Annotated in this window: 15 protein-coding genes; 1 reads left to right on the plus strand and 14 read right to left on the minus strand. The window is 70.4% G+C overall.

What is annotated here, in order from left to right; all coding sequences use genetic code 11:
* Positions 1-355: 355 nt before the first annotated feature.
* From OG906_RS42045 to OG906_RS42075, 7 genes are all read right to left on the minus strand, one after another.
* Positions 356-1,933, minus strand: coding sequence for a hypothetical protein (locus tag OG906_RS42045; protein ID WP_329448998.1), 1,578 nt, complete (start codon positions 1,931-1,933; stop codon positions 356-358).
* Positions 1,930-3,096, minus strand: a complete 1,167-nt coding sequence (locus tag OG906_RS42050; protein WP_329448997.1) for a bifunctional DNA primase/polymerase — start codon at positions 3,094-3,096, stop codon at positions 1,930-1,932. Before OG906_RS42050 ends, OG906_RS42045 begins: the two co-directional genes overlap by 4 nt.
* Complete coding sequence (locus tag OG906_RS42055; protein WP_329448996.1) at positions 2,991-4,175, minus strand: hypothetical protein; 1,185 nt, start codon at positions 4,173-4,175, stop codon at positions 2,991-2,993. Before OG906_RS42055 ends, OG906_RS42050 begins: the two co-directional genes overlap by 106 nt.
* Positions 4,176-5,778: 1,603 nt before the next feature.
* Positions 5,779-6,228 (minus strand): hypothetical protein, encoded by a 450-nt coding sequence (locus OG906_RS42060; RefSeq protein WP_060880027.1) that lies wholly within the window; start codon positions 6,226-6,228, stop codon positions 5,779-5,781.
* A 388-nt stretch (positions 6,229-6,616) separates the two neighbouring features.
* The gene (locus OG906_RS42065) at positions 6,617-7,684 is read right to left on the minus strand and encodes a hypothetical protein (RefSeq protein WP_329448995.1); all 1,068 of its coding nucleotides are present in this window, start codon (positions 7,682-7,684) and stop codon (positions 6,617-6,619) included.
* Positions 7,681-8,529, minus strand: coding sequence for a ParA family protein (locus OG906_RS42070; RefSeq protein ID WP_329448994.1), 849 nt, complete (start codon positions 8,527-8,529; stop codon positions 7,681-7,683). The genes OG906_RS42065 and OG906_RS42070 overlap by 4 nt, the downstream gene beginning before the upstream one ends.
* Before the next feature lie 1,659 nt (positions 8,530-10,188).
* Positions 10,189-10,479, minus strand: coding sequence for a hypothetical protein (locus OG906_RS42075; protein ID WP_329448993.1), 291 nt, complete (start codon positions 10,477-10,479; stop codon positions 10,189-10,191).
* Between the two features lie 506 nt (positions 10,480-10,985).
* Here OG906_RS42075 and OG906_RS42080 point away from each other — a divergent pair.
* Positions 10,986-14,762, plus strand: a complete 3,777-nt coding sequence (locus OG906_RS42080) for a hypothetical protein (RefSeq protein ID WP_329448992.1) — start codon at positions 10,986-10,988, stop codon at positions 14,760-14,762.
* Positions 14,763-15,061: 299 nt separating this feature from the next.
* Here the strand turns inward: OG906_RS42080 and OG906_RS42085 are convergent, their stop codons facing one another.
* The 7 genes from OG906_RS42085 to OG906_RS42115 form a co-directional block, all read right to left on the minus strand.
* A complete protein-coding gene (locus tag OG906_RS42085) occupies positions 15,062-15,748 on the minus strand; it encodes a hypothetical protein (RefSeq protein ID WP_329448991.1) in 687 nt (228 codons plus the stop codon).
* Positions 15,745-16,269 carry a hypothetical protein gene (locus OG906_RS42090; RefSeq protein ID WP_329448990.1) on the minus strand — a complete coding sequence of 175 codons (525 nt, stop codon included), beginning with the start codon at positions 16,267-16,269 and terminating at the stop codon, positions 15,745-15,747. Before OG906_RS42090 ends, OG906_RS42085 begins: the two co-directional genes overlap by 4 nt.
* Before the next feature lie 59 nt (positions 16,270-16,328).
* Positions 16,329-16,688 (minus strand): hypothetical protein, encoded by a 360-nt coding sequence (locus OG906_RS42095; RefSeq protein WP_329448989.1) that lies wholly within the window; start codon positions 16,686-16,688, stop codon positions 16,329-16,331.
* 25 nt (positions 16,689-16,713) lie between these two features.
* Positions 16,714-17,166 carry a hypothetical protein gene (locus OG906_RS42100; protein WP_329449234.1) on the minus strand — a complete coding sequence of 151 codons (453 nt, stop codon included), beginning with the start codon at positions 17,164-17,166 and terminating at the stop codon, positions 16,714-16,716.
* A gap of 82 nt (positions 17,167-17,248) precedes the next feature.
* A complete protein-coding gene (locus OG906_RS42105; protein ID WP_329448987.1) occupies positions 17,249-17,509 on the minus strand; it encodes a hypothetical protein in 261 nt (86 codons plus the stop codon).
* Between the two features lie 67 nt (positions 17,510-17,576).
* Positions 17,577-18,074: a hypothetical protein gene (locus OG906_RS42110; protein ID WP_200728069.1), complete on the minus strand. Its 498-nt coding sequence runs from the start codon at positions 18,072-18,074 to the stop codon at positions 17,577-17,579.
* 332 nt (positions 18,075-18,406) lie between these two features.
* On the minus strand, positions 18,407-18,988 hold the full coding sequence (locus tag OG906_RS42115) for a hypothetical protein (RefSeq protein ID WP_329448986.1): 582 nt from the start codon (positions 18,986-18,988) through the stop codon (positions 18,407-18,409).
* Positions 18,989-19,058: the final 70 nt, after the last annotated feature.

Genomic DNA, 19,058 nt, shown 5'->3' on the forward strand with positions numbered 1-19,058 from the left:
TCAGAGAGATGGGGCGGGAGAGCGTCATTGCGTCATGGGGTTGCTGGTCGGAGGGAAGCGTTGCAGGTCGTGGCAGGTCCGGGCGGGGTGCCGGGTGCGTCATGGGCAGCGTCAGCACGGCGTCATCTCTTCGCGGGCGAGGCAGTCCCCCGGCGACTCGTCGGCCGTCGACACGGGAGCTGTCCGGCTCGCAGCCGCCCCGACGGACAGACCGGCGACCCAGGAGGCGCTTTCGGTCCGCGGGCCGGTCTCCCGCGGGTGTCCGGGGCATGCTGAAGGCCCGCGCGTGGCGGGCGCCGCGGCGGGTTCGGTGACAGGTATAGGGGCTGTTTCGCGGCTGGGCGGGAGTCTGGGGTCAGGCCGGCGGTCCGGAGTCCGGTTGAAGGGTGATGAGAAAGCCTCGGGTGGCGCTGGTCCGGGGCAACTTGCGGATGTCGATACCGCGTTGGCGCAGGGCCGGTGCGAGGGAAGTGAGGCGGGCGGAGAGCAGGGCGGTGGTCTTGGGCCAGGTGTCGGGGATGGGGCCGGGTGGTCGCAGGACCTCGTCGATCTGGCCGGTGGTGGCCTGCCACTTGGTGCTGCCGGAGGTGGCGGACCAGCGGGTGAGGGCGGTGGCGACCGGGTCGGCGTCGATGACGTCGTCGGTGACCGCCTCCTGGGAACCGGTGTAGGTGGACAGAGTGTCCCAGCCGGTCACCGCATCCAGCGCCCACAGCAGTTCGGCCCAGTCGGCCATCCGCGGCTTCTGGTCGAGCTGGTCGGCCGCGTCGGGCAGGCGCGCCCACACCGCGGCCGCCAGGTCGAGCAGGCCGCCGAGGATGCGGCCGTGGGCGGCGCGGTAGCGATGCCACAGGTCGCGCTCGCTGCGCCGGGCCTTGGGGTCGATGGCCTCCAGGGTGAAAGGCAGCAGCCGTTCGGCGAGGTCGGGTTGGAGAGCGCCGACGTCGATGCCGGTCAGCACGACGGGACGCTGGTAGGCCCAGGAGGCGACGTCGTCGTCGGTGTACATCTCGCGTTTGGCGACGGAGGCCCCGGTGACGGTGCGGCACAGGAAGTCCGACAGCCACTGGGGAATGCCATGGATGTTGTCCAGGCCCATGGTCCAGCCGGCCGACGCGGCGACCGCGCCGTCGTCCTCGGAGCGCGGGACGTTGCGGACCTCGGCGCGGATTCCGTCGAGTACCCGCAGCAGCTGCCGGGCGGAGGTGGTCTTCGCTGTGCCGCGTTCACCGTTGAAGTACGCGACGGGGCGGGGCATGTCGGGTCTGAGCCCGGCCAGCAGCCAGGCGACGGCCATCCGCCAGGATGGCTCGGCCAGCGCGGACAGCTCGCGCAGCAGCCCCAGTCCACCCTGCCAGCCGCCCGGGTCGCGCTGGGGCATCGGGAGTTCGCCCGTCAGCCGGGTGCGCCGCCACAGCGGGCCCTCGCCGATGGACGGGGTGGTCACTGACCAGGTGTCCGGCTCGATCAGCACGCTGAGTCCGTCGGAGCGGCCCAGGTCGAGCCAGGTCGCCTGGTCGTCGGCCAGGTCGGGGGCGATCCGCAGGCAGACCGGCTGTTCCTCGGCGTCCAGGGCGAGGGCGTCCATGGAGGCGATCGCGTCGGTCAGACACCCCTGGGACGGGGACCGGCCGGTGCGCAGGACATAGGCACGGTTGAGGAGTTGACGCAGCGAGCCGGTGCCGCCGAAGCCGCCGGCAGCCCGCAGCGGGCGGGCGATCGGCGGCCCGTCGAGGGGGACGGCGTACGCGGTCTGGTCGTGGCGCACCAGCTGGTACTCGTCCATGCCCAGGTGCAGCAGGATGTCGGCCTGCGACAACTTCGGCCCCCGCTCGGCGGGCCGCTCCTGCCCGTCCGCGCCGGCCTGTTCGGCGGGTTGGGGCTCTCGGGCCGGGGAGGGCAGCGCGGCGCGGGAGGTGAGGGGGTGGTTCATGACCGTGCTCCCGGGCTCGGGACGGTGCGCGGCGAGCGCATGCCCGCCTGAAGTGCGCGGCGGAGGGTGGACTGCGCTTTGGCCTCGCCGGGGTCGACCCCGGCCTGTGCGGCGGCGTCGGTGAGCGCCTGGTGGACCTGGTCGTGCTCCAGCAGCCCGGCCCCGACCAGCTGACCGAGCCGAAACCCGGCGCGGTTGAGAGTGTCGTTGCGGCCTGCGCGGGCCGACGCCACGGCCTCGAGCTCGCCGCGCAGCGCCGCGGCGGCGTACGCGGAGGCGTCCCCCGGGCCGTGCTCGCGGGCGGGGCGTGGAAGCCGGACTCGGTGGGGCGGGCCGGCGGCTGGGTCGCGGTGGCGCAGTCCGACGCGGCCCAGCTCCAGCGCGACCCAGCGCGGCAGCCGCGCCGGCCGGTCCTGGTGGCCGACCATCCGGTAGCGGCCGGCCGCGGTGACGGTGCCGGGAGCGACCGCGGTGGACCAGCCGGCCCGTACGTCGACCTGCCAGCCGAGCCGGCCCGCGCCCTGCACGTACCGGCTCGTGTCCCCGGAGCGGTACCACAGGTGAATCCCGCCGGACGGGGTCTGCACGGTCAGCGTCGCCGGGGCCTCCAGCAAGCTGCCCGCCCGCCGCACCCGGCACAGCAGCTCCAGCACGTCCGCCCCGGTCAGCACCCGGTCCAGCTCCGTGTCCGGGTGCTGCGTCAAGTCGACGCCCGGCAGCAACAGCGCCTGATCCGGCGGTGGACGGTCGTGGTCGTCGAGGTCGAGCACCACCAGGCCGGACGGCCCCGTGGCCACGCCGACGCCGAAGTCTTGGCCGCGCCACCAGCGGTGGATCAGCTCCCGCTCCCGCGTCGCCGCGCGCACCCCATGGCAGTACCGCCCGGCCTCCCGGCACGCGCACCCGTCCGCATCGGGGAATCCGCACGCCGGGCGCGCTCCGGTCGACGGCGGGCGGCACCGGCGGCAGTTGCCCGCCGGACGCTTCGACCCGGGCAGCAGCGGATGCACCCACCACCCCCGCTCAGCGCACCGCAGGGCCAGCTCCAGTCCTCCGATCACGCGGCGCTCACCGCCTCCCGGCACTCGCCCGCCGCCGGCCGCGGCACGCGGATCTCGTCGTCGAGTGGACGCGCCGCCAGTTCGACCATCCGCTGCCGCCATCCGCCGACCTCCTCGGAAGCCGACGGCCGATCCACAGCCCTGACCTGGCTGAGCCGCTGGGCGAGAAGGAGCTCCGCGCAGCGCTGTCGGGCCTGCTCGGACACCGCACGGGCCTGCAGCTCACTGCTGCGCCGCGCCCGCTCGATGCCGAAGACCCGTTCGGCCTCAGCCTGGGCCTCCGCCGACTCCAGCAGAGCGTCCACCGCGCGGGCCCGCTCCTGTCGCAGCAGCTCCTCGGCCAGGTTCCGCGCCTCCCAGGCCACCGCGGCCTCCGGCATCCCCTCGCGCCGCAACCGTCCCGTCACCCGGTCGACTTCGCCCTCCAGCCGAACCCGGTGCGCAGCCAGCCGGCCCGCCACCACGCCCAGATCCATCACCGGCCCCATCACGGCGGCCGCGACCTGCGCCGCCTGCTCCACAGCCGTACGGACCGTGCGGTTGTACGAGCACACTGGGCACAGGCCAGCGGCCTCCGGGACCCCGCACTCCTCACACGCCCGTGCCGCCAACTCCGCCTTCGCCACCTCGAGTTCCTCGCGCTGCTGAGCCCAGGCCACCTCGCGGCGTGCCCGCTCCGCCACGGCACGCTCGCGCCGTACGGCGTCCCGCGCGGCCCGCAGGGCGACCTCCCGGCTCAGCCGCCGCTCGACCTCCGCCTTGGCCTCGGTTGGCGCCAGGCGGGGCAGTTCGGCGGCCACGGCCTGGACGACCTGGTGCCGCAGGGACCGCCGGTCCCCGATCAGCAGCTCGCAACTCGGGCACACCAGACCGGTGTCCATCCGCACCTGGTCGTCGCACGCCGTCGCGTAGCACTCCGCCCGCTGCGGCAGGCCCCGCGACAGCAGCCAGCCGACTGGCTCGCGCACCCGTTCACCGTGCTGAGCAGCAAGCCGCCGCTCCAGCCGCTCGGCGAGCACCACCGGCGCCTGCTCCGAGCCCACGATCCCGGCCAGCCGCTGCAACTCGGCCTTGAGCGCCAGCCGCACCCGGGTACGCCCGCCGGCATGCCCGATCCGGGCCCACTCCAGCCGCACCGGGTCCAGCACCCGCTCCAGCCCCCGCGGCAACGACCACCGCAATCGGACCGGCTTCGCGACGACCGGCCCAGGAGCTGTCTGCTCTACCCCCGCTCGATCCGGCTGCTGTTCCCCGCGAAGCGGGCCACCCCGGCCGCCCGGCTCGTCGACCACGCCGATCCTGCCTGCGCCGGATTCGATCTCGCGCCCGTCCGCGCGCTCCGGCAACGGTGGGAACCCCAACTCGGCTTCGCCGGAAAAGCGAGACGAAGCAGCACCAGAACCACCTTGAGTAACCACCGGTGCGTGGCCAGCGTGGAGGTCTGCAGAAGCCGACGGGTCGGCTTGCTCGCGAGGACCCGCACTGACCTGGGCATTTACCGAATCCCTGGCCGACTGATCCCCGGATGCACAAGTTGAGGCGGCGGAGGCGGCCGACAGGAGGTCTTCCAGGCTCTCCTGAGCCCACCCATCACCGGCCAACACCATTTCGTCCCCGGGAGATTCAGTCCCTGCGCACCGTGGACACGGTCCACCCTCCTGCGACGGTTCATCCGCCAACACGAAAGAATGGCTGGCAGACTCCGTTGGCGATACCTTGCGCAGCCGCGCATGAGCGGCTGCGACCGCTGGCACCCGAAGGCGACCGCCATCAGCGCGCTCCTCCCCCTCCAACTGGAGGTCCCCGGCGGCCACCAAGCGGTCGACCGCAGCTGCTGCGACATCGACCTCGCAACCCATCAGGCGAGCCACCGTCACATCGGCTCGCCTGATTCCCTGAGCTACCCGACCGGGGGCCATCCGTACGCGACCGTCGGCTCGGGCCTCCAGGCACAGCAGCACCATGGCCAGACGGTCCGTCGCTGCGCCCCTTTCGCGCCGCGACGCCATGAACCCAGCCGAGGTGGCGGGCTTGTCCTTCGGTGTCCATCCCGGGCATGTCACGGCCTCGCAGAACCGCAACAGTGTCGCCAGCTCCCGCTTGGTCAGCGTCCCGAGCGGCGCCCCACCAGCAGCAGCGCGCGCTTCCCGCAGCGGAAGAAGTTCAAAGCGTAGGGCGACAGTCCGCCCCTCCTCGGACCGCTTCGGCGCGCACAAGATGGAACCCGACTTCTTCGCGTCCGGCACCAACGTGTGCCCAACGTGCGAGACCGAGCATCCCAGCCAGCCACCAACGTCACGAGCCGTCATATCTACGACGGCAGACATCAAGGGAGCTTTCGCCAACAGGACCACGGCGGTCAGCTTGACGAGGGGACTTTGCCCAGCCAGGCGGGAGTCGTGAAGCAGCTCCCGAACTGCGGAGGCAAGAGCCGTACGCATCGCTGGAGATAGCAGAAGAGGCTCATTGGCCTGCCGCTCATCAGCGAGGTTGTCGGGCGAGTGTGGGGCCGGGGCGCGCCGCGTCGTTTCGGCGTTGGGCACGACTGAACCAGCCCTCGGACGGGTAGCTATGATCTGCTCCTGTCGAGGAGGTAGGAGAACAACGGCCATCGCGGACCGGCGCTGCCTGGGGAGGTAGAGGAGCCGATCACGTGACGGTGTGGAGTTTGGAATTTGAGTAGTGCCTAACCTCCTCGACAGATTTGGCCCGGGTCCTGCACCCGGGCCATTCGCGTCAGGGGGTAAGTTCGTGCGTCCCCTGAGTGCGAGTCATAAGCCGCTGCTAGCGGGCAGAGCCAGCTACCTCGTTGGTCGGCCGCTTCGATGGAAGTTCCGTGAACCAGAGGCCCAGCGGCGCGTAGTAGAAGGGCTCCGAAGCGAGCTTGAAGAGGGCGGAGCAGTAGGGCCCCGGGCCCGTGGCCAGCTCACATCCGGTTTGGTGTACGAACAGGCCCGTGTCTGGCTGGACTTCGTCCGGCAGGGCAGCCCGCGCAGTCTCGATCGTTATTGACTCCCAGACCCGTAGCCCCTGGTCCTTGTTTGCCGGCCGACGTTCTTCCGGCCAGACGAGGCGCTTCAACGCGCCGTAGAGCCGGACCAGAACGATGTCCGACTCGACGATGTGGTGGGCGTCGATCACGCCCTCGTCAGCCGCGTCTCGCGCCACCTTGGGCAGAACATGGGCCTCTTGTGCCAGGGCTCTGAGTGACCATCCGCCCGGGGCAGTCCTCATCAATCCATCCTCACTTTCCGTTAGCGGCATCCTACCCCGTGATCGCCAGCATTTTGGTAATGACAGAACCACCGGGTGTCGCATCGTCGTACTTTCCCATGGCTTGATGGTCCATCAAAAAGCCCGAAATTTAGGGCAAATCATCCCAATCAACTGTCCTGGTCGCGGTAGTGACAGGAGCAGAGAGGGATGCCGGTGAGCGTGACAGTGTCACGGTGCGAAGTTCCGCCCTTGGGTGAGTCGGGCGGCCCCTGCGGCGGTAGGCGCGCAACGTCGTGCGTATGGGTGCGTGTTGGGGTGTGTGCGTGAAAGTGGGTGAATATGTGAATCAACATGTAGTTGAAGGGCCCGGCCGCATCGGCCGGGCCCTTCAACTACGCGCTGATCCCTACCGGACTGAGGGGAATGGGCCTTCCTCGTCCACCTCGTCAAGGAAGCGATCGACGGCTGCGGAGACGACGTCGAGGATGATTCCTCCGCTCCCGGCACCCCGTTGGCCACGCATCGTGCGCTTGAGTCCTTTGAGGAACTCGGACATGTCCGGGGAAACACCGGCTTGAATGCTCACGCCCGGCGGGTGCTCGCCTGACCACCTCTCGATCAGCCACTCGTTGGCGAGCGACGCGAGCTCCTCAGGGCTCAGCTCGCTGATCTTTCGCAGAGCCGCATCGAGATAGTGGCCGGGCATGAGGTTGCGCTTCGAGCTTGCTGCGTCGTCGTCAGCCTTGTCCAGGAGCCGGGCCTTGGTCTCGCCCTCGATACGGCCAGACCAAGTCACCCAGTTTCGTTCAGTGCGGTGCTTGATGAACGACTGAAGGACGGTAGCTTGAACGGGCCCCGGGCTGCCTGCCTTCTTTCGCCTCGGCCTTAGAGTCGGCTCCGCCGAGGCAGCGGAAAACCCTGGCCCGTCATTGCGGCGTTGCCGTGTGGCCGGCCGACTGGGGGGAGTGCCCTCTTCTGTAGAGATTGCCTCTGGAGCGGCCGACGCGGGCGCCTCGACGATGGGCCGGTCGGTTCCCTTCTCCTGTTCGGCCAGCTGCGCCCCCGGCGGTTCTTCCGCCTCTGCGCCAGCAGCTTGGTTGGGAAGGGACACCGCGTTGGAGGCGTCATCTGGAGGCACGGTGCGGGTGGCTTCTACTGCCGCCTCCTCCCCCGCAGGAGGTTCGTCGATTTTGACAGCCCGCAGTTCGCGAGCAGGTTCCTCATCTGCGGGGGCCGGCGGCTCGGGTGCTGGCGGAAGCGAGGCGGTCGGCTCGGAGCTGCCACGGCGTTCAGATTCGGCTGCGTCGTCGCCAAGGAAGCCACCCTCGGTGGCATCGTTGCCTACGTGCTCGATGGCGGAGAAATCGAAAGATCGGGATTTCCCTCTCCTCCGCTTCGGGCTCGCTCCAGCCTCGGCCGGCCGCTTCCCTGTGCCTTCCTGTGCCTCCACCTGGTCGTCAGGAACGGTGCTCACGTCGTCGAGCCCTTCATACGAGCGAGGATCTCGACGGTGAGGTCCTCGTACCAGCCGCTTGCCGCATAGCTCGGTTCATCAATCACGATGGGTCGGCTGATTCCATACGAAGCAGAGATCTGCGGGCTCGTTCGGATCTGCTTGCTGAAGGGCGCGAGCTCGTGCTTCTGGAGGTATGTGTCGACAGCGTCAGCCTCATCGGTTCGCTTGGAAGGCGGCTGTGCCTCGTTGATCACCGTGCCGAGGAAGACAGGCTGACACTTTCCCTCGGTCCTCTCGGGGACCTTCGCAACGTTGTTCCGTACCACGCGGGCTCCATCGGCGGTTGCCAGGCGCGGGTTGCACACGGCGATGACGAAGTCGCCGGCGGCAAGAGCTACCGAGGACAGAGCGTCCGCGGAGGGTGGGGTGTCGACGAGGATGAAGTCGAACTCGTCCTCCACCGTCACGAGCAGCTCTCTAAGACTGGAGATGGCCTCCCAGCCGCGCTTCGCTACCTCGGTTCGGGCACGGTCGGTGACGTTCATGACCGACCCGATGACGCTCAGGGTCCCAGGCTTCTCGAAGTCCTTGAGGAGCACGCTTCGGTCGACCATGCGGCTGTGCAGTGGCGGCATCGCTCCGAGGTCGTCGGAGTCGAGGGCGTCGATGTAGTCGATCAGCGCGCTGCCGATGTCCTGCGGCTTGCGGGCGAACGCGCCAAGGGAAACGCCGAGCTGGCCCTGGAGTTCAAGGTCGATCATGCCGACGCGAGCTCCACCGCTGGCGAGACTTGCACCGATATTCGCGGTTGTCGTGGTTTTACCCACTCCACCCTTTTGGCTGGCGAGGATGATGACCTTCATGGGTGCCTTCCTCCCTCTCCCCTACCTCGCCCTGGTTGCTCGCTGTCCTGAGGCACTGTCGACGTCTGTTGGGGGTTTGGGACTGTCAGATTCACTAAGACGGTCGCAAGATTAACAGTCGGGGAGTCGCATCCCTTGCAGTACCGGGTCAGACAGCGTGTCGACGGTGCTCGTTCGACTGAGGCATCGAATCTGTCAGTCCCGAACTCCCTTCCCAGTGACGCGTTATAGCGCGTTATGTGCGATATGTAATCATCCTTGGTTGCCTTGACTGCCGGCGCCGCGTCTCCGCGTGCGGGCCTAGGGCGTCAAGTGGAGGTGCGAGGCCGCAGGCCGGGCCGCAGGCCGGGCCGCATCAACGCGGGACAGCATGAGCGCGCTAGGGCTCGCGTGAGCTGGCATCAGTGCGATGGGACGGCTGCCCGGAAGCGCGGCTCGGCGTGCGTGGGGTCGACCGCGCCAGGGCGACCGGGGGCGCACATGGTTGTGCAGGGGACGCCGCTCGTGCGTGTTCAGGCGCGGCAGCGAGTGAGTTCGTCAGCGTTGTCCTGCGCGAGGCTTGCGGTAGCGGATGTAGGGGTTGCGTCTGCCCGTGGTGGTTGCCGCCTGGGTGTGACTGCACATGACGGGACGAGCGCCTAAGGGTGGGTGCGCTAGCACATCGCAGTGGAGGCGCGTGACAGGCGGAGTCTGGGCGCGCGTCGGCTAGTGCGCCATACCGGAGTGAGGAGTAGCCGAAAGCCCGCAGAGGAGAAGGCGGCTGCGAGAGTGCGCCAGCACTTCTGACTGTGAGGGGCGCTTTGCCGCAGTACGGCCGCAAGCGCGCGCGAGTCGACGTGAACACGAACGGCAGGGAGTTCGAAGGGGCGTGCGGATCGAAGTAGGCGGTGGGGGTCGAACGCAAAAGCGTAAGCAGCGAAGGACGTGCGCAAGATCGGAAGCGCGCAGTAAAGAAGGTACGCCCGGGAGGGTGTATGAGCCGTAGAGCTGTAGTGGAGCCGACCGAGGGAGCGTCCGAGTGTGCGTACAACAAAATGGAGGAGAGAGACAAGGAAGGAGCATCCGGAGAGAAGGCCGGACGGATGGGTGAATGAGCGGTTGCAAGGGTCGTTGTAGGAAGTGACGCACGCCTGAAAGTAAAGGCCGTAGTGCGTATGGGTCAGCGTAAAGACGTGCGAGGTGAGGCAAGAGCGACATGGCGCACGTAAGCAAAGAGGGTCGAGCGAGATGAAGCGCGCGTACATGGAAGCGAGGATGTGAGGTCGAAAACAAGAGAGAGCGCAAGATGGCGAGAGGGAGGGGAAGGCTGGGCGCAGTAACGTCCGCGTGCACGTGTGCGTGCGTGGAAGTGTGTGAATTAGTGAATCTCGGCTCTTCGGGAGATGGTGATCTTCTTGCGCCTCCTCGGACCGATTGCAGTGCCTGCTTCTCGAGGTGAGGGAGTTTGGGGCGTGCTGGCGGTAAAGATGCAGGTCAATGCGCCAGTAAGGCCGTACGTGTGTGTGCGTGCGTGGAAGTGTGTGAACAAGTGCACAGCTCTGTGGCTGACGAATTTCCCAGCAGGATCGAACCCGGCTTCCTTCCCTGCGGCACCGCTGCCCGGCTTCATTCACCTGCCTACAGGAACAGAGATGCTTGAGGTCTCGAGTCATTGCGCGTCTAGCTGAGGTTCCAGGCCTCACGCCAAAGCGGCCACTCAGTTGTCGCCCATGCCTCGGCGAGCTCGGCGCGGGCATCGTCTCGGCTGTTCACCAGATGTCCGGTGCGCCCGTTCTCGACGATCCAGCCGTACGTCATTTGCCCGCGGTCGAAGTACCGGCCCGGCACTGTGTAGGTCCAGCCGACACGTACACGGTCTTCGTCGTACGTGTCCTCGAACAGGCACGTGCGTCGGTGCTGCTTGCGTGCTGCGGCGCGAGCCGCTCCCAGGTTCAGCGGGCCAAAGTCCACCTGGAGCGCTCGGGCCGGCTCCGCTCCGTCGCGGTCGTCCTTGCGGTCGGCGACCAGGGCCAGGGGATGAGCTGCTCGGCATCGTCACGGGAGGTCTCCGCCCAGGGGGTGTGGGTGCCGTACGCCGTGACCCACCCGTACCCGGCTTCCGTCCGGTAGTTGTAGCCCAGCACCTTGCCGCGGGGGCGCGGACGCCAGCAGCTCCTGCACTTCACCGTGCGCGGTGACGGCGATGGGTACGGCGGGCCTGCTCAGAGACAGGGAATGTGCTGCTGCCGACGGGGACAGCGGAAGGACTGGACATCGTGGGGACTAGGGTGTGCGTCGGGCGCGCGTGGTCAAGCCCGCTGCCGAGGCGGGCGCATCCCCGCACACGCGGGTAACAGCGGGAGGCCGACATCCCTCCGTCGGCATTGTAGATAGCCGCCACACCCCACCGGGCGAGAAGTCCACGACCCACCGCGTCCTGTTGATCAGTAAGCCGAAACCGGCGCGAAGGTGCCGTGTTGGCTGTCAGGCTGATCCCTCGCATCACCGGGGACGTACGGATGGAACGCACCATGGCACGCAGCCCGCTCACCGCCGCTCAGCAGCGGCGGGTGCAGTGGAAGACCATCGACCGGGCGCTGGCCCCCTTCTCCACCGATTCGCTCACGGTGCTCCTCCAGGCCGCGCTGGCGTCTCCGGGCTGTTCCCGCGTTCACGACCACTTCCTGCTGCTGTGGACCCGCACTCTGCGAACTCCCGCGTGTACCGGTGTTGCTGCGGCCGCCGCGGACCTGCCGGGGCTGGTCGAGGCCGCCGGGCGGGCGGCGCCCGGGCGCGGTGTGGTGACCGACCGGGTTCCCAGTGATGTACGGGGCAGGGTCCGGTTCGCCACGTCGGCAGGGGAGCGGCTGCTGGTCCATCCCGGGCAGCTCGCGCACCCCCTCCTGGTCCTGCGCAGCTTGCAGCTGACCGCGCTGGCTGTTGATGAACCGGCGCGCGCAGCGGTCGGGTTCGGACTGAGCGACGTTCTCGAGCTCGCGCTGCGCCTGAGCGACCACACCCTCACCGCGGTGTCCCCGGCGTGGCCGGCTGGCGCGCCGGACGAGGACCCGCAGGTCGTGTGCGCGCTCACCGAGGACGAGGTCGGCGCCGCCCGTCTGCTGGCCGGCGCGGACCTGGACGCGGTCACCGCCGCGTGCGGGCGGCCGGCGGACGCCGCGCGGGCGCTGGACTGGCTGACCGAACCGATCGAGGGCCTTCCGCTGCGCTACCACCCGCAGGCGCCGCTGCTCGGGCCGGTCCTCGCGGTCACCGCGCACGGCCGGCGGGTAGCGGTGCCGGCCTGCGCCGCGACCGATGCCCTCGCCCCGTCCGCCGGCCGCCTGCTTGGCGCTCTTCCCGCCTCGGCGGTGGAAGCCGCCGAGGAGCGGTTGCAGGACCTCGTCGTCTCCCGCACCGCGCAGCTGCTGGGCATGGAAGAAGTCCCGGCCCGTCCCGGCCGGGTGTGCGTGCTGTCCGCACCCGCCGACCGCTACGACATCGCGATCGTCAGCGCGCTGGCCGAGGGCGCCCTGTCGGCCCGGATCGAGGAAGCGCGTTCCGTCCTGGGCGAGTTGGCGACGGGGCGGGGCCGCCTGGTCGTCTACGGCGGACCGCGGTTCCTGGGCCCGGAGCTCATCGAGGACACCGTCTACCTGCACACCGAGGAACTCGCCGAGATCCTCGCCGACGCAGAGGGCGACCTGGCCGTACTGGCCCTGTTCGTCCTGGAACTCACCGAACACCCCGGCGTGCACGGCGTCTTCTACCGCGACGTACTGGACGCGTGGACCGCGTGGCGGCGCGAGGCGACGCTGCTGCCGCCGGGCCCGTACCGCGACGAGGTCGCCGCCGTCTCGCCGGCCGTGCACGACGTGTCCTGGGACCGGGCCGCGGCGTGGGCGGCCACCGACGAGGTGCTGGCCGCCGCTGAACTGCCCGAAGCCCTCCACTGGCGCTTCGCCCGCCTGGACAAGCCCGACCCGGACGCTGTGGGCGAGCAAGCCGACCTCGTCTACCCGACCTCAACGGGCCAGATGATCGCGCATGTCTCCACGCTCCCACCGCTCGTGGTCCTCGCCACCGTCCGCCCCGGCCCGGACACGTTCCTCGACCCAGGCACGATGACCGGACTCGCGGACGCCCTGCGCACCACCCTGGTCACCTGCCCGACGGTCGCCGACCACGCCACGCTCCCCGACGGCGCCCCCATCGTCATCGAGCTGACCGCAACCGCCGAGCCCCACCAGCCCCCGGCGACCGCCGGCGTGGACGCCGAACCCGACGGCGACCCGGAAGCGGGGGAGCGGTTGCTGCTGCACGTCGGCGCAGATCCGGACCGCGCCCGCATCGGCCTGGACATCGACCCTCCGCTGCTGGCCGCGTTCACCGGCGACGGCCGCCAGGGACACCACATCGTCGGCCAGGTGCTGCACCACCTGCTCGACCAGATCCGCCAGGCCCGCGGCGCCGGCCCCGGCACCGACCGGGAGACCTACCTGGCGGAATGGGACACAGCCCACCCGGTCCTGCGCCTGAGCGGCGCCACCAACTCCTGGCCCGCCACCGCCCCCGCCTACACCCTGCCGCGCTCGCCCCACCTGCACGCCCGCGCCCTGCGCACCGCGGCCGCGGCCGTCCGCCGAGCCCGGATCCCGGCCGGCACATGGAGCGGCCCGCAGGCTTACGCCCGGGGCGGTCCCGCCGAGCAACTGCTCCACGCGCTGGAGGAGATGCTCGCCGAGGAGATCCGCGCGCACCGGCCCGACCTGGTCGACGAGTTGGCCCGCCACCTGAACGCCGCCTGGTCCAGCCGCACGCGCGGCGACGCCGAGGCCGCCGCGAACCTGACGGCGCCGTGGGCGGAGAACTGGATCGAGGAGGCAGGCCGGCGCCAGAGCGACGGCGCCAACGCGACCTCCGCACTGCAACTCCTGCTCCAGCAGGCGATCGCCACCCCGCCCGCCGGCGAAAAGCCCGTCGACACGATCGCGGTCGCCGAGCTCGTCGCCCTGGCCGAGCTCGTACGACACTGCGGCACCACCGCGGTCGCCGCCGCCCGCCGCCTGCACGACCTCCACCTGCAGATCCACCCCACCGGCGTCTTCACCCTCACCGACACCCCCGACCCCGACTCGGCCGACAGCCAGCGCACGGACGCCGAACTCGCCGCCCACCTCGGCTACGACGCCCACGCCTACCAAAGCGCCCGCCAGCAGCACCGCATCACCCGGGCCGCGACCGCCGATCCCGAACCGCTCGACGCCGCCACCGTCCTGGCCGGCCCAGGCATCCGCACGGCGACCGAGTACACCCAGGCGGACCTGCCACCCCGCAGCCACCTCGCCCACGCCGACCGGCTGCTGCGCCAGCACTGGAACTGCGGCCTGGCCGCCCTGGGCGCCGTGCTGGCCACCGCCGCCGACTGGCCCACCGGCCCGCAAGGCACCACCGCCGTCACGGCCGAAGACCTCCTACGCGAAGCCGCCGCCTGGTCGAACCTGCCCGACGAGGAGCTGATCGCCGCCACCGAGCGGCTGACCCTGCACCCGGGCAACGCGGCCTCCGTCGGAGCGCATCCCTACACCGAGGTCGAGCGGCGCACCCGCCCCATGACCCACCCCCTGATCACCGCCGGGGACCGGCTGCTCGTCCTTCCCTGGCTCGTCCACGCCGCCCAGGAGCTCTACGCCGGCTACATCGACGAAGGACGACTGCCCCGTCCCGATGTCCCCGATCCTGTCGGGAAGGCCCTGCTCCGCCACCGTCAGCAGCTCGACGAGCTCCTGGAGAGCGACCTCAAGGAGATCGCCCAGCGGGCAGGTCTGCCCCACCGCTTCCGCCTGCTGGAGAAGACCGCCGCCTCTCTCGGCATCCCCGGCCTGACCGGCGAAGTCGACCTGCTCATCGCCGACCCGGACCGCGGGAGGCTGTGGGTGATCGAGGCGAAGAACCCGGTACCCGCCGTGGCACCGCACGCCGTCCTCCAGCACATCCAGCGCTTCACGACCCGCTACCGCGACAAGCTCCTGGCCAAGACGGCCACCATCGCCGCCTTCCCCGCACAAGCCGCGGGGGCCTGCCGGGCCGCTTCCGAACAGCCTTGGCAGGTGCTGCCGTTGATGGTGACCCGCGCTGTGGAGCCCGCCGCGTTCGTCACCGACCCCCGCGTCCCGTACACCACCGCCGACAACCTCGCCCACGTCCTCACCGCGCCGGGCGACCCCGCCCCGGGCTGGATCCCACGCCGGGACTGAACCGGCCCTGCCGGGGCATGCCCCGGCCCCAGGGGCACGTACGGGTCCGCGCGGCGAAGAGGCCGCCGAGGCCGGTGCGGCGTGACGGCATGCGACGGCACACGAGTTGTGTGCCGCAAGTGGCGGGGGAGCGGCCGGCGGCGGGGCGGCGCAGGTACGCGACCGACTCGAAGCGGCTGGGCGGCAGGAGAAGCTCGTCAGTGCCTCAGGCCGGGACCTTCAATCGGTGATCCGAGAGGCAGAGAGCCCGGTCCGCGCTGCTCAGCGCGGACCGGGCTCTCATGGTGCGGGGAGGTAGGTCAGGGCGGGGTGTCGTCGTAGGCGAGGTGAGCCAGGAGGAGAACCTCGGGGCGGCCGAGGAGGTTGTCGGGGTCTGCGTGGGTCCGGTACAGGGAGAGTGCCGCCTCGGCGAGGATGAGCAGCTCTGTGCGGCAGAAGACTTCGTCGATGTCCGGGGCGCCGGGAAGGCCGTTGTCGAGGGCGTCCATGCTGGTCGCGAGGCGCTCCAGCAGCAGCGCCACTTCGGGCGTCACGCCCTGCTGGGGAAGCGGGTGGGCCTGTTTGAGGGTGAGGCAGGCGCGGGCCAGTGTCACCAGGTCGGAGTCCGTGAGATCGCCGCGGGCGACCGGCACGAGTGAGGATCCGGAGAGGCCGAGCAGCCGCCACAGCCCGTCCGGCGCCCGGCCGTTGGTGGTCGGCTCGGCCTGACCCGGGTTTTCCTCGGCGGGGGTGGCGACGAAGCGCAGCCAGAACCGGCCGTCGCCGGAGTGCATGTCCAGAGTGTCGGGATGGGTACTGCTGACGCGGCCCGGGGGCTGGGCACGCAGGAGTCGGCGGGCGGCAAGGAGGACGTCCAGGCCGGGCAGTTCCCGGTGGTCGGGGTCGGCGGGCTGGGTCCAGCCGGTGTCGGTGCGGACGTGGACGGTGTAGTCGGCGTCGGGGTCGATCAGCTGGCGGGCGGTGGCGTAGGCGCGGTCGGGGGTCATGCTGCGGTCTCCTCGGCGCCGGGGCGGTGCTCGTGTTCGCCGCTGTTGTTCACCTTGACGAGCAGCAGGCCAGCCTCGTCGCGCTGGTCGTCGATGTGGATGTAGGGGACGTCGGTGTCGGGGCCCCACTGGGCGCGCCGGCGGATGAGGATGCTGACGCCGAAGACCTGGATCTCGTAGACGTCGCTGGGGGTGTTGTCCTTGGGGGAGGCGTCGACCACGGTGATCGAGGCGTCGCGGACGCGGTGGAGTTCGGGGTCTGGCATGGGGGTTCCCGGGGGTGTCGGCGTGGGGGAGTAGGTGGCGGGGTCGAGTGCGAGGAGGGCGTCGGCGATGGCCGAGGACAGGTGGGAGGGGACGAGGTTGGAGTTCTGCAGCAGCGCGAGCTTGTCGTGCGGGGTGGGCGCGTAGTCGATCGCGTCGAGCACCTTCTGGTCCTCGGCGTCGTCGCACGCCCACTGCTGGGCTTCGGCGAGGAGGGCTTCGTAGAGAGAGCCGGCTGCGTCATGCGGAGTGTTCATGGGTGCCTCAGGTCGGGGTGCCGGGCCCCTGCCGGGCCCGGCACCGGAACGGGGTGTGGTCAGGAGGGCCGGAGCTTCTCGGCGATCAGTTCGCTGATGACCTGGTCGAGCGGGGGAAGGGCGGCGTGCTGCCTCTCCATGTCCTGGAGGCGGGCACGTTGGCGCTCCACGTACGCGGGGTCGGTGGAGGAGCCGTCGGGTTCGCAGCGCATCAGGTGCTTGCCGATCCAGTAGGCGGAGAACGTCGGCTCGGTGTGGCCGTTGAAGGCGACGCGGTCGTCGATGTGGCTGGTGACGGTCCAGACATGAACCTGGCGTGCGCCGAGGATGTGGTGGCGCCACAGCTCGCTGCGCTCGGCGTAGGTGGCGCCGATCTCGGGGAGGGGCTTCGGTCGGCGCGCAGGCTTGGAGTTGGTCACGGAAGCGGCCTTCGCGGTGGGTGGGTCAGGGCTGGTCGGGGAGGAAGTGGACGAGGCGGAGGGGGGTCAGCGGCCCGTGCTCGTTGAAGGCGTCGACGCAGTTGGAACAGGTGGCCAGGCGGGGGTCGGCCGCGATGGGCTGGGGGGTCTCGGAATCGCACAGGGGCCAGGCCCTGGTGCTCGGGGCCAGCGATTCGGTGAGTGGTCCCGGCACCCAGGTGGAGGGGTCGGTCGAGGCTGCGATGCACGCCTCCGTGGTCGGGACGGGCGGAGCGTTGCGGACGGCGTCGGCGAGCCGGAGGAGGAGGGCGAGCACCTCGTCGCGGGCGCCGTGGAGGGCGATGCCGTCGCTGCCGTTGTAGACGGCGGCGGTGATCTCGCCGGGCTCGACGAGCGCGTCGTCGGAGGTGAAGCCGGGGTAGAGCAGGACCGGTGTGGCGTCGGCGGGGACCCATTCGAATTCGGTGTGGTCGAGCATGCGGGAGCCCTTCGGATGCGGAAGCGCGGGAGAGGGAGGGGCCGGGCGGCCCGAGGTGCAAGGCCGCCCGGTGGTGGGACGGTCAGTAGGCGTCGGGCTCGTAGTGCTCGACGGTGTCGTCGACCCAGGCGCCGTCGTCGCGGGCGAACTCCTCGTACGCGCGCTGCACGGCGCGACGATGTGCGTCGACGTCGAACTCGCACGCCCAGTTCGCGCCTTGGGCGAACGCGGGCCGGGTGAGGGCGTCGATGGCGGCCTGGTCCCCGTCGGCGACCTGGTGGGAAGCGGTGATACTGAGGGTGACGCGGTCCTTGGACCAGCAGCCGATCAGCAGAGTGGACACGGCGGGTTCGCTCTCTGCGGCCCCAGGGCCCAGCGGTTGCTCGCCGGACCCCGGCGGGCGGCGGGGTTCAAGGGGTCAGGACGACGCGGATGTGTTCGCCATAGCTCGGCTCCGACCACTTGGTGAGGGAGTCGAGCGCAGCGGCGATGTCCTCGAAGCGGGCCCGGTCGCGGAAGCCGTCGGTGATCTCTTCGGTCATGCCGCCGTACATCTCGGTGACCTCGGCGCCGCGCCAGCCGGGCCCGCCCCAGTAGTCGAAGACCACGGCGTCGGGCATCGGAGCGTCGAGGGCGTAGTGCTTGAGGAGCGCTCGGCGCAGCCGGGTCCACCGGACTTCGGTGTACATGGAGGGGTGAACGTCGCCGACCGGCTTGCCCTTGTGGCCCCAGCCGCAGCCCTGGCAGTAGCGCCAGCCCCGGTCGTTGTAGGCGGGGCAGGCCGGGTTCCCGCAGCGCCACAGGTAGCCGGCCTGGCGGGCGAGTTCGTGGATGAGCTGCGTCTGGGTCTCGTCGGCCTCGGCGACGAGCCGGTTTATGACAGTGCGGACGACTTCGGCTTCGGACATGGGAGTTCTCCGGAAGGGGGCATGGGGGAGCGGCAGTGCAGCTCCAAGCGGTGTGCGTTGGAGGGAAGCAGCGCCCTCAACACGAACAATCTTACATATTGAAACGCTAATACGCAACACCGGAAGTTCGTGCAGCTCTCCCACCCTCGGGGGAAGCAGGCCGCCGCCCACGCCGGACCGCCGCTCCTCACGCCTCACGCGGGCGATGGGCCGGAGCCCCGGAATGATCATCCCGCGCGGGAGAGCGCGGACCAGCCGGTGGAGCGGATCCTCAGCCGACGCCGTCCGCTGCGCACCGCGCACCGGACGGGGACATCAGCCGCCGCCGGTGGTCAGGAGAGGGGGACGACCCCGAGGTGGACGGTCCGCCCGCACGGGAGACATCCCTGGCCGTCCAGTCCGCTGTCGGTGCGCCGGGTCCGGATCCGCTCCAGCCCTGCGCCGGCGGCAGCGGCGACCCCCTCCATGTCGTCACTGCTCGCGGCTGTCGCCAGCAGCCGGACCGTGAAACCCCGGCCGTCGTCCTCCACCCACAACTGCGCCCCCGGCAACCGCTCCTGGTCCAGTGCGGCCGTCCACGGGACCAGTGTCCGCAGCAGTTCGGCCGCTGCCTCCGCCGACGTCAGCCGTCCCCCTGGGACGGCGCCGCGCACCGGTGCATCCACGGCGGCCACCAGGAGCAGCTCCTCCTCCAGGTCCACCGTCAGCACACCGTCACGGTGGGCCGGGAGGCCGGCCGCCTCGCCGCACGCTGCTGCCAGCCGCGCCATGCTTGCCGAGGCGGCCGGCCCGCTCGCGCACACTTCCGCCTGCACGTCCGCCTCGCTCATGCACAGCCGGACCGGCTCCAGCGGCCCGCAGGCATCCAGCAGGCGGGCAACCGCTTCCACACAGCGGGCCATGGAGAGTGACATGGCCGCCATTCTCGCCCCGGTGAGGCCGAGGAGTCCTGTGTCCCACCAAAGGGTGGCTCCATCTTTGTGG

The organism is Streptomyces sp. NBC_01426 (assembly GCF_036231985.1).
GTDB lineage: Bacteria > Actinomycetota > Actinomycetes > Streptomycetales > Streptomycetaceae > Streptomyces.

Bases quoted from the DNA above. Each gene is read 5' to 3' on its own strand.
- OG906_RS42045 (WP_329448998.1), bottom strand. From the start codon at position 1,933: ATGAACCACCCCCTCACCTCCCGCGCCGCGCTGCCCTCCCCGGCCCGA.
- OG906_RS42050 (WP_329448997.1), bottom strand. From the start codon at position 3,096: ATGGCGGCAGCGGATGGTCGAACTGGCGGCGCGTCCACTCGACGACGA.
- OG906_RS42060 (WP_060880027.1), bottom strand. From the start codon at position 6,228: ATGAGGACTGCCCCGGGCGGATGGTCACTCAGAGCCCTGGCACAAGAG.
- OG906_RS42070 (WP_329448994.1), bottom strand. From the start codon at position 8,529: ATGAAGGTCATCATCCTCGCCAGCCAAAAGGGTGGAGTGGGTAAAACC.
- OG906_RS42085 (WP_329448991.1), bottom strand. From the start codon at position 15,748: ATGACCCCCGACCGCGCCTACGCCACCGCCCGCCAGCTGATCGACCCC.
- OG906_RS42090 (WP_329448990.1), bottom strand. From the start codon at position 16,269: ATGAACACTCCGCATGACGCAGCCGGCTCTCTCTACGAAGCCCTCCTC.
- OG906_RS42100 (WP_329449234.1), bottom strand. From the start codon at position 17,166: ATGCTCGACCACACCGAATTCGAATGGGTCCCCGCCGACGCCACACCG.
- OG906_RS42110 (WP_200728069.1), bottom strand. From the start codon at position 18,074: ATGTCCGAAGCCGAAGTCGTCCGCACTGTCATAAACCGGCTCGTCGCC.
- OG906_RS42115 (WP_329448986.1), bottom strand. From the start codon at position 18,988: ATGTCACTCTCCATGGCCCGCTGTGTGGAAGCGGTTGCCCGCCTGCTG.